The following is a 10,094-nucleotide window of genomic DNA, read 5'->3' as shown; positions in this document are numbered from 1 at the left end:
GCCGTGAAGTGTGCCGTCAAACGACTGGAATGTCGTCGAGATACTTCTCGGCGTCCAGCGCGGCCATGCAGCCGGCCCCGGCAGACGTCACGGCCTGGCGGTAAACGTGATCGGCCACGTCACCGGCGGCGAACACGCCCGGGATTTCGGTGCTGGTAGCATCGCCTTCGCTGCCGCCCTTGACCAGCAGATAGCCGTTACGCATTTTCAGCTGGCCCTCGAACAGGTCGGTGTTGGGCTTGTGGCCAATAGCGATGAACACGCCGGTCAGCGGCAATTCACTGGTTTCGCCAGTGTGGCTGTCCCGCAGGCGGGCGCCGGTCACACCGCTGGCATCACCCAGCACTTCATCCAGATTCTGGTTCCAGTGCAGGCGGATATTGCCTTTGGCGGCTTTTTCGAAGAGCTTGTCCTGAAGAATCTTCTCCGAGCGCAACTTGTCGCGCCGGTGAATCAGGTGAACTTCCTTGGCGATGTTTGACAGGTACAGCGCTTCTTCAACTGCCGTGTTGCCGCCGCCAACGACTGCGACCACCTGATTGCGGTAGAAGAAACCGTCGCACGTCGCGCAAGCTGAAACCCCTCTGCCGGCAAATGTCTCTTCCGATGGCAGCCCCAGGTATTGCGCCGAGGCGCCGGTGGCGATAATCAGCGCGTCACAGGTGTAAGTGCCGCTGTCGCCGATGAGTTCGAACGGGCGCTGTTGCAACTTGGCAGTGTGAATGTGGTCGTAGACGATCTCTGTGTGAAAGCGCTCGGCGTGTTTTTGCATGCGTTCCATCAGCACCGGGCCGGTAAGGCCTTCAACATCACCGGGCCAGTTGTCGACTTCGACGGTGGTGGTGAGCTGGCCACCTGCCTGTATGCCGGTAATGACAACGGGATTGAGGTTGGCGCGGGCGGCATAAACGGCTGCGCTGTAACCGGCAGGGCCGGAACCCAGAATGATCAGGCGGGAATGCTTCGCTTCGCTCATAAAAACACCTCATAAGCCTTTGTCACAAAAGAGAATGCATGCTCAAATTGAACCGCGCGTTATGTGCTGTTGGCTATGCTACACCTTGGTTTTCAAGCATGGCATCGGACGAACAAACCCGTACAATGCCTGCCTGTTACAGTGTTTGTAATAAAATAAGTGCCGCGCGCCGTGTTTATAAAAACCGGAGCGTAGTGTTAAAAGTAGTCTCAGTTACGCCTGTTCACTTTTTTACCTGCCTGGATTGGGCAGTTTTTTATAGTCATTCAACAGATGGACGCGCCATGGGCGCAGGAAAAGAAGCGTTTTGAAGAAATCCACCGCAGCACCAAAAACAGTCGTTCCGCTCTGGCGCCAGCAATTGCACTACCGGCTCAAGGAAGGTGCATTGATCGCCATCGGCGGCTTGTGCCTGTTCCTGATGATGGCCTTGTTGACCTACGGCAAGGACGATCCGGGCTGGAGCCATAACAGCAAGATCGACGATGTGCAGAACTTCGGCGGACCGGTCGGCTCCTACAGCGCCGATATCCTGTTCATGGTGTTGGGTTACTTCGCCTACATCTTCCCGCTGTTGCTGGCGATCAAGGCATATCAAATCTTCCGTCAACGCCACGAGCAGTGGGAGTGGAGCGGCTGGCTGTTCTCCTGGCGCCTGATCGGCCTGGTGTTTCTGGTGCTGTCGGGCGCGGCCCTGGCCCATATTCATTTCCACGCCGCGACCGGACTGCCGGCCGGCGCTGGCGGCGCTTTGGGCGAAAGCCTCGGTGATCTGGCCAGGAACGCCCTGAATATCCAGGGCAGTACGCTGTTGTTCATCGCGTTGTTCCTGTTTGGCCTGACGGTGTTCACCGACCTGTCGTGGTTCAAAGTGATGGACCTCACCGGCAAGATCACCCTCGACCTGTTCGAATTGTTCCAGGGCGCGGCCAACCGCTGGTGGGCCGCCCGCAGCGAACGCAAGCAACTGGTCGCCCAATTGCGTGAAGTCGACGATCGCGTCCATGACGTGGTGGCGCCGACCGTCACCGACAAACGCGAGCAGGCCAAGGTCAAGGAACGCCTGATCGAACGCGAGCAAGCCTTGAGCAAACACATGTCGGACCGTGAGAAGCAGGTGCCGCCGGTGATTGCCCCAGCGCCGCCGAAGCCATCGGCGCCCAGCAAGCGCGTGGAAAAAGAGAAGCAGGCGCCGTTGTTCGTCGACAGCGCCGTCGAAGGCACCTTGCCGCCGATCTCGATTCTCGACCCGGCAGAAAAGAAACAACTCAATTACTCGCCTGAATCCCTGGCGGCGGTTGGCCACTTGCTGGAAATCAAGCTCAAGGAATTCGGCGTCGAAGTCTCGGTGGATTCGATTCACCCGGGCCCGGTGATTACCCGTTACGAAATCCAGCCCGCGGCCGGCGTCAAGGTCAGCCGCATCTCCAATCTGGCGAAAGACCTGGCACGTTCCCTGGCCGTGACCAGCGTTCGTGTGGTGGAAGTGATTCCGGGCAAGACCACCGTCGGTATCGAAATTCCTAACGAAGATCGCCAGATCGTGCGTTTCTCTGAAGTGCTGTCGACGCCTGAGTACGACAACTTCAAGTCACCGGTCACCCTGGCCCTGGGCCACGACATCGGCGGCAAGCCAGTCATCACCGACCTGGCGAAAATGCCTCACTTGCTGGTAGCCGGTACGACCGGTTCCGGTAAATCGGTGGGCGTGAACGCGATGATCCTGTCGATCCTGTTCAAGTCCGGCCCGGAAGACGCCAAGCTGATCATGATCGACCCGAAAATGCTTGAGCTGTCGATCTACGAAGGCATTCCGCACCTGTTGTGCCCGGTCGTGACCGACATGAAGGACGCCGCCAACGCCCTGCGCTGGAGTGTGGCGGAGATGGAGCGTCGCTACAAACTGATGGCGAAAATGGGCGTGCGTAACCTGTCGGGCTTCAATGCCAAGGTCAAGGAAGCCCAGGACGCCGGTACGCCGTTGACCGATCCGTTGTACAAGCGCGAAAGCATTCACGACGAAGCGCCGCTGCTGACCAAGCTGCCGACGATTGTCGTGGTGGTGGACGAATTCGCCGACATGATGATGATCGTCGGCAAGAAGGTTGAAGAACTGATCGCCCGTATCGCCCAGAAGGCGCGTGCGGCCGGTATCCACTTGATCCTCGCGACCCAGCGGCCGTCGGTTGATGTGATCACCGGTCTGATCAAGGCCAACATTCCGACGCGTATGGCGTTCCAGGTGTCGAGCAAGATCGACTCGCGAACCATCATCGACCAAGGCGGTGCCGAACAGCTGTTGGGCCACGGTGACATGCTTTACATGCCGCCGGGCACCAGTCTGCCGATTCGTGTCCACGGCGCCTTTGTGTCCGATGACGAAGTTCACCGGGTGGTCGAAGCCTGGAAACTGCGCGGCGCGCCGGAGTACAACGACGAGATTCTCGCCGGTGTCGAAGAGCCGGGTAGTGGCTTTGAAGGCGGCAGCGGTGGCGACGAAGACAGTGAATCCGACGCGCTCTACGACGAAGCTGTGCAGTTCGTACTGGAAAGCCGTCGAGCGTCCATCTCTGCGGTTCAGCGCAAGCTGAAAATCGGCTACAACCGCGCCGCGCGCATGATCGAAGCCATGGAGATGGCCGGGGTCGTGACGTCCATGAACACCAACGGTTCGCGTGAAGTCCTGGCTCCGGGCCCGGTACGCGACTGAATTGATTGAAACGCGGTGGCGTAATGACGCGCCATCGCACCCCCACGAATGTTATGAGGACTCCCATGCGTCTTATCCGCATGCTGTTGCTGCCGGTTTTGGCTTTGACCACGCTTTCGGCCCACGCCGATGACAAGGACGTGGCGCGTCTGACCCAATTGCTGGAAAAATCCCAGACCCTGACCGCGCGTTTCTCCCAGCTGACCCTCGACGGCAGCGGCACCCGATTGCAGGAAACCGCGGGTGAAATGTCCTTGCAGCGTCCTGGCTTGTTTTACTGGCACACCAACGCGCCGGCCGAACAAACCATGGTCTCCGACGGCAAGAAGGTGACGTTGTGGGATCCGGACCTGGAGCAGGCCACCATCAAGAACCTCGATCAGCGCCTGACCCAGACCCCGGCGTTGCTGCTGTCCGGTGACGTGTCCAAGATCAGTCAGAGCTTCGACATCAGCGCCAAGGAAGCCGGTGGCGTGATCGACTTCACCTTGAAGCCGAAAACCAAGGACACCCTGTTCGACAGCCTGCGTCTGTCGTTCCGCAATGGCCTGGTCAATGACATGCAGATGATCGACAGCGTCGGTCAGCGCACCAACATCCTGTTCACCGGCGTGAAAGCCAACGAGCCGATCCCGGCGTCCAAGTTCAAGTTCGACATCCCGAAGGGTGCCGATGTGATCCAGGAATAAGAGCAGACGCAAAACCCTGTGGGAGCGAGCTTGCTCGCGATAGCGTCGGGTCAGTCAACATTGATGTTGAATGTAATGCCGCCATCGCGAGCAAGCTCGCTCCCACAGTAACTGCGGTGTTCAAGGACCCAGTGAGGTTTCATAAGTAGTGATGGACCTGTTTCGCAGTGCCCCGATCGCTCAACCTTTGGCAGCACGCCTGCGTGCCGCCAATCTGGACGAGTACGTCGGTCAGGAACACGTGCTCGCTCGCGGCAAGCCTTTGCGCGAAGCGCTGGAGCAGGGTGCCTTGCACTCGATGATTTTCTGGGGCCCGCCGGGTGTGGGCAAGACCACCCTGGCGCGGCTGCTGGCGGAAGTCTCGGATGCGCACTTCGAAACGGTTTCGGCGGTACTGGCCGGCGTGAAGGAAATCCGTCAGGCGGTGGAAATCGCCAAGCAGCAGGCCGGGCAGTACGGCAAGCGGACCATCCTGTTCGTCGATGAAGTGCATCGCTTCAACAAGTCTCAGCAGGATGCGTTCCTGCCGTACGTCGAAGACGGCACGCTGATTTTCATCGGCGCAACCACTGAAAATCCCTCGTTTGAACTCAACAACGCGTTGCTCTCCCGAGCCCGAGTCTACGTGCTCAAAAGCCTCGACGAAGCGGCCCTGCGCAAACTGGTGCATCGAGCCCTCACCGAAGAGCGTGGTTTGGGAGCGCGGCAACTGACCCTCAGCGATGAAGGCTTCCAGATGCTGCTGTCGGCTGCCGATGGCGATGGCCGGCGTCTGCTGAACTTGCTGGAAAACGCCTCGGACCTGGCTGAAGACAACAGCGAGATCGGCGTCGACCTGCTGCAAAGCCTGCTCGGTGATACCCGTCGGCGTTTCGACAAGGGCGGTGAAGCGTTTTACGACCAGATATCTGCGCTGCATAAATCCGTGCGCGGCTCCAACCCCGATGGTGCGCTGTATTGGTTTGCACGGATGATCGACGGCGGTTGCGATCCGTTGTACCTGGCCCGGCGGGTGGTGCGCATGGCCAGCGAAGACATCGGCAACGCCGACCCTCGCGCCTTGAGCCTGTGCCTGGCGGCGTGGGAAGTGCAGGAGCGCCTCGGCAGCCCGGAAGGCGAATTGGCGGTGGCTCAGGCCATTACCTATCTGGCCTGCGCGCCGAAAAGCAATGCGGTGTACATGGGTTTCAAAGCCGCGATGCGCAGCGCCACCGAACACGGTTCGCTGGAAGTGCCGCTGCACCTGCGCAACGCGCCGACCAAGCTGATGAAGCAACTGGGTTATGGCGACGAATACCGTTACGCCCACGATGAGCCGGACGCTTACGCTGCTGGCGAAGACTATTTCCCGGAAGAACTCGAGCCACAACCGTTCTATCAGCCGGTGCCGCGTGGCCTGGAGCTGAAGATCGGCGAAAAGCTCAACCACCTTGCGCAACTTGACCGCCTCAGTCCCCGGCAGCGGAGAAAATAGTGATCCCTATGATCGTTGCCGTTTCTGTGGGCGGTATCGCCGGAACGCTTTTGCGCTTTGCCACCGGTAATTGGATCAACGCTAATTGGCCACGGCACTTCTATACCGCAACGCTGGCCGTTAATATCGTCGGCTGTTTGCTGATCGGCGTTCTATACGGTCTGTTTTTGATCCGCCCGGAAGTGCCGATTGAGGTGCGCGCCGGGTTGATGGTCGGCTTCCTCGGGGGGCTGACGACTTTTTCATCCTTTTCACTGGATACGGTGCGCCTGCTGGAAACCGGGCAAATGCCGCTGGCCTTCGGCTATGCTGCCATCAGCGTATTCGGCGGGCTGCTCGCTACCTGGGCTGGCCTGTCCTTGACCAAACTTTGATAACGAGAGACCGACATGCTCGATTCCAAACTGTTACGTAGCAACCTTCAGGACGTAGCGGACCGCCTGGCATCCCGTGGCTACACGCTGGATGTTGCGCGCATCGAAGCGCTGGAAGAACAGCGCAAGACCGTCCAGACCCGCACCGAAGCGCTGCAGGCTGACCGTAATGCGCGCTCCAAATCCATCGGCCAGGCCAAGCAGCGCGGCGAAGACATCGCACCGCTGATGGCTGACGTCGAGCGCATGGCGAACGAGTTGAGTGACGGTAAAGTCGAGCTGGACGGGATCCAGACCGATCTGGACTCGATTCTGCTCGGCATCCCGAACCTGCCACACGAATCTGTACCCATCGGCGGCGACGAGGACGGCAACGTCGAAGTGCGCCGCTGGGGCACCCCGACCGCGTTCGATTTCCCGGTTCAGGATCACGTCGCCCTGGGCGAGAAATTCGGTTGGCTCGACTTCGAAACCGCCGCCAAGCTGTCCGGCGCCCGTTTCGCCCTGTTGCGTGGTCCGATTGCTCGTATGCACCGCGCCCTGGCGCAGTTCATGATCAACCTGCACACCAGCGAACACGGTTACGAAGAGGCCTACACGCCTTATCTGGTTCAAGCGCCGGCGCTGCAAGGCACGGGTCAGCTGCCGAAGTTCGAAGAAGACCTGTTCAAGATCACTCGCGAAGGCGAAGCCGATCTGTACCTGATTCCGACCGCCGAAGTGTCGCTGACCAACATCGTCGCTGGCGAAATTGTCGATTCGAAACTGCTGCCGATCAAGTTCGTCGCCCACACCCCATGCTTCCGCAGTGAAGCCGGCGCGTCGGGTCGCGATACGCGCGGCATGATCCGTCAGCACCAGTTCGACAAGGTTGAAATGGTCCAGATCGTTGAACCGTCGACCTCGATGGAAGCGCTGGAAGGCCTGACTGCCAATGCCGAAAAAGTCCTGCAATTGCTCGAGCTGCCTTATCGCACTATTGCGCTGTGCACTGGCGACATGGGCTTCAGCGCGGTCAAGACCTACGACCTGGAAGTGTGGATCCCGAGCCAGGACAAATACCGCGAGATTTCGTCGTGCTCCAACTGCGGTGATTTCCAGGCCCGCCGTATGCAAGCGCGTTTCCGCAATCCGGAAACCGGCAAGCCTGAACTGGTTCACACCTTGAACGGTTCCGGCCTGGCGGTCGGTCGTACGCTGGTGGCGGTGCTGGAAAACTACCAGCAAGCCGACGGTTCGATCCGTGTGCCGGACGTGCTGAAACCGTACATGGGTGGCCTTGAGGTCATCGGCTAAATGGACTATCTGCCGCTGTTCCATAACCTTCGCGGCAGTCGTGTCTTGGTCGTCGGCGGGGGGGAGATTGCCTTGCGCAAATCCCGCCTGCTGGCCGAAGCCGGTGCGCTGCTGCGGGTGGTCGCACCTGACATCGAACCGCAACTGCGCGAACTGGTTGCCGGCAGCGGTGGCGAGTGTCTGGTGCGAGGCTACGTTGAGTCGGACCTGGACGGTTGCGGGCTGATCATCGCCGCCACCGATGACGAACCGCTGAACGCACAAGTCTCCGCTGATGCCCATCGGCGTTGTGTGCCGGTCAATGTGGTGGACGCGCCAGCCTTGTGCAGCGTGATCTTCCCGGCGATCGTCGACCGTTCTCCTTTGATCGTAGCGGTCTCCAGCGGCGGCGATGCGCCGGTGCTGGCGCGGTTGATCCGCGCCAAACTGGAAACCTGGATTCCTTCCACCTACGGTCAACTGGCCGGCCTGGCAGCGCGTTTTCGCAGCCAGGTCAAACACCTGTTCCCGGATGTGCAGCAGCGTCGGGCGTTCTGGGAAGATGTGTTCCAGGGCCCGATTGCCGACCGGCAACTGGCCGGGCAGGGCGCCGAAGCCGAGCGCTTGATGCTGGCGAAAATTGCCGGTGAAGCGCCGGATGCAACGGGCGAAGTCTACTTGGTGGGCGCCGGCCCGGGTGATCCCGACCTGCTGACCTTCCGTGCCTTGCGTCTGATGCAGCAAGCCGATGTGGTGCTGTATGACCGCTTGGTGGCGCCAGCAATTCTGGATTTGTGCCGTCGCGATGCCGAGCGGATTTACGTCGGCAAGCGTCGCGCCGATCACGCTGTGCCACAAGATCAGATCAACCAGCAATTGGTGGATTTGGCCAAACAAGGCAAGCGGGTCGTGCGGTTGAAGGGCGGTGATCCGTTCATCTTCGGTCGCGGCGGTGAAGAGATCGAAGAACTGGCGGCCCATGGCATCCCGTTCCAGGTGGTGCCGGGTATCACCGCGGCCAGCGGTTGCGCGGCGTATGCCGGGATTCCGCTGACGCACCGCGACTACGCGCAGTCTGTGCGTTTTGTCACCGGGCACCTCAAGGACGGTTCCACCGATTTGCCGTGGGCCGACCTGGTCGCGCCGGCGCAAACCCTGGTGTTTTACATGGGGCTGGTGGGTTTGCCGATCATCTGCGAGCAGTTGATCAAGCATGGTCGCGCGGCGGATACGCCAGCGGCGTTGATCCAGCAGGGCACCACCGTTAATCAGCGGGTGTTTACCGGCACGTTGGCGGATTTGCCAAGTCTGGTGGCGGAGCATGAAGTGCATGCGCCGACGCTGGTGATCGTTGGGGAAGTGGTGCAATTGCGCGAGAAACTGGCGTGGTTCGAGGGCGCTCAGGCGCAAGTCTAGAGACCGCGTCGCGCCCATCGCGAGCAAGCTCGCTCCCACATTTGATTTGTGTCGTTCACAAATCCCCTGTGGGAGCGAGCTTGCTCGCGATGGGGCCCTCAAAACCGCCCAGTATTTCAGATCAGGCCTGGCTCTTGAGCCAAACCCCTTTCCCGCTCAACCGCTCGCGATCATGCGGTGCTGTGAATTCCTGCGCCGGCCCTTTAGGCACGATCCCGGTCGGATTGATGGTCTTGTGGCTGCCATAGTAGTGATTCTTGATGTGCTCAAAATCCACCGTCTCGGCAATCCCCGGCCACTGATAAATCTCCCGCAGCCAGTTCGACAGGTTCGGATAATCGGCGATCCGCCGCAGGTTGCACTTGAAGTGCCCGTGATACACGGCATCAAAGCGAATCAATGTGGTGAACAGCCGAATATCAGCTTCAGTCAGGTACTCACCGGTCAGATAACGATTGGCGCCCAGCAACTGTTCCAGCCGATCAAGCTCCTCGAACAACCCGTCGAATGCCTCTTCATAAGCCTTCTGCGCCGTGGCAAACCCTGCGCGATACACGCCATTGTTCACCGCCGGATAAATCCGTTCGTTCAGCGCATCGATCTCACCCCGCAGCGGTGCCGGGTAGAAATCCAGGTCATTGCCCGTCAAATCATCGAAGGCGCCATTGAACATGCGGATGATCTCCGCCGATTCATTGTTGACGATGCGATTCTGCTGTTTGTCCCAGAGCACCGGCACCGTGACGCGGCCGGTGTAGTCGGCGGTATCGGCGGTGTAGCGCTGGTGCATGAAATTGAAATGATCGAGCTTGTCCCCGGTCGATCCGAGGTTCTGGTCGAAGGTCCAGCCGTTTTCCAGCATCAACCAACTGACCACCGAGACGTCGATGAGGCTTTCGAGGCCTTTGAGTTTGCGCAGGATCAGCGTGCGGTGAGCCCATGGACAGGCGAGGGACACGTAGAGGTGATAACGACCGGCCTCGGCCGCAAAGCCTCCGACACCTGTCGGGCCGGGTTTGCCGTCGGCGGTCAGCCAGTTACGACGCTGCGCCTGTTCGCGCTGGAACGTACCGTCCTTGCCGCTTTCGTACCACTGGTCATGCCAGCGACCTTCAACTAACAAACCCATGTTCAAGACTCCTCAGCCAATAAGCGTTGGAGAGGAGTCTATTCGCATAGG

The 10,094-nt window shown here is 59.8% G+C and carries 9 protein-coding genes; 7 read left to right on the top strand and 2 right to left on the bottom strand.

Features of this window, described 5'->3' with window-relative positions:
* Window positions 1–16 precede the first annotated feature (16 nt).
* Window positions 17–976, bottom strand: coding sequence for a thioredoxin-disulfide reductase (gene trxB, locus WLY71_RS10215; protein ID WP_347803458.1), 960 nt, complete (start codon window positions 974–976; stop codon window positions 17–19).
* 38 nt (window positions 977–1,014) lie between these two features.
* On the opposite strand from trxB, the gene WLY71_RS10210 reads away from it, so the two are divergent.
* The 7 genes from WLY71_RS10210 to cysG all read left to right on the top strand — a co-directional run bounded on the left by WLY71_RS10210 (window position 1,015) and on the right by cysG (window position 8,914).
* Entirely contained in the window at window positions 1,015–1,287 is a 273-nt protein-coding gene (locus WLY71_RS10210) for a hypothetical protein (RefSeq protein WP_347803457.1), read from the top strand.
* A complete protein-coding gene (locus WLY71_RS10205; RefSeq protein WP_282480688.1) occupies window positions 1,284–3,686 on the top strand; it encodes a DNA translocase FtsK in 2,403 nt (800 codons plus the stop codon). The genes WLY71_RS10210 and WLY71_RS10205 overlap by 4 nt, the downstream gene beginning before the upstream one ends.
* Window positions 3,687–3,751: 65 nt before the next feature.
* Entirely contained in the window at window positions 3,752–4,375 is a 624-nt protein-coding gene (gene lolA, locus WLY71_RS10200) for an outer membrane lipoprotein periplasmic chaperone LolA (protein WP_223430568.1), read from the top strand.
* A 151-nt stretch (window positions 4,376–4,526) separates the two neighbouring features.
* Window positions 4,527–5,849 (top strand): replication-associated recombination protein A, encoded by a 1,323-nt coding sequence (locus WLY71_RS10195; protein ID WP_347803456.1) that lies wholly within the window; start codon window positions 4,527–4,529, stop codon window positions 5,847–5,849.
* Complete coding sequence (gene crcB / locus WLY71_RS10190) at window positions 5,849–6,223, top strand: fluoride efflux transporter CrcB (protein WP_347803455.1); 375 nt, start codon at window positions 5,849–5,851, stop codon at window positions 6,221–6,223. Before WLY71_RS10195 ends, crcB begins: the two co-directional genes overlap by 1 nt.
* 15 nt (window positions 6,224–6,238) lie before the next feature.
* Window positions 6,239–7,519: a serine--tRNA ligase gene (gene serS / locus WLY71_RS10185; protein WP_347803454.1), complete on the top strand. Its 1,281-nt coding sequence runs from the start codon at window positions 6,239–6,241 to the stop codon at window positions 7,517–7,519.
* Window positions 7,520–8,914 carry a siroheme synthase CysG gene (gene cysG, locus WLY71_RS10180; protein ID WP_347803453.1) on the top strand — a complete coding sequence of 465 codons (1,395 nt, stop codon included), beginning with the start codon at window positions 7,520–7,522 and terminating at the stop codon, window positions 8,912–8,914.
* Between the two features lie 121 nt (window positions 8,915–9,035).
* Here cysG and WLY71_RS10175 read toward each other — a convergent pair whose 3' ends face one another.
* Window positions 9,036–10,043: a glutathione S-transferase family protein gene (locus WLY71_RS10175; RefSeq protein ID WP_347803452.1), complete on the bottom strand. Its 1,008-nt coding sequence runs from the start codon at window positions 10,041–10,043 to the stop codon at window positions 9,036–9,038.
* Window positions 10,044–10,094: the final 51 nt, after the last annotated feature.

Source organism: Pseudomonas rossensis, assembly GCF_039888995.1.
Classification (GTDB): domain Bacteria; phylum Pseudomonadota; class Gammaproteobacteria; order Pseudomonadales; family Pseudomonadaceae; genus Aquipseudomonas; species Aquipseudomonas rossensis.
This window is presented reverse-complemented; position numbering and strand designations above follow the sequence as displayed.